The organism is Pantoea sp. SIMBA_079, assembly GCF_046940275.1.
In the GTDB taxonomy this organism is placed as follows: domain Bacteria; phylum Pseudomonadota; class Gammaproteobacteria; order Enterobacterales; family Enterobacteriaceae; genus Pantoea; species Pantoea borealis.
The window spans coordinates 1-269 of sequence record NZ_JAWRYR010000354.1 but is presented as its reverse complement, the minus strand read 5'-3'; the positions used below and the strand labels follow the sequence as shown (position 1 = coordinate 269).

The window sequence follows — 269 nt, the reverse complement described above, 5'->3', positions numbered from 1 at the left end:
GCGGGACGCGGAGCGCTGGCCGCCTGCAGCGCGAGCGCATCGTCGTTGCGCCAGCGCCCGTCGAGCCAGTCGCAGCCGCTGGCCACCGGCTTCATACCGACCGCGCGATGGCCCTGCGCCCGCAGCGCATGCAGCAGCGCGACGCTGGCGTGGGTCTTGCCGACGCCGGTGTCGGTGCCGGTGACGAGAACACTGCGCGCGCTCATGCCTCGCCCGCCGCCATGCCGGCGCGCACCCGCGCGAGCCGTCGCGCGCTGCGCAGGCCGAAC

Annotated in this window: 1 protein-coding gene; it reads right to left on the bottom strand. The window is 76.6% G+C overall.

What is annotated here, in order from left to right; translation table 11 throughout:
* On the bottom strand, positions 1 to 206 hold a 206-nt coding region (gene bioD, locus SB719_RS20340; protein ID WP_412159768.1), incomplete at its 3' end, for an ATP-dependent dethiobiotin synthetase BioD.
* Positions 207 to 269: the final 63 nt, after the last annotated feature.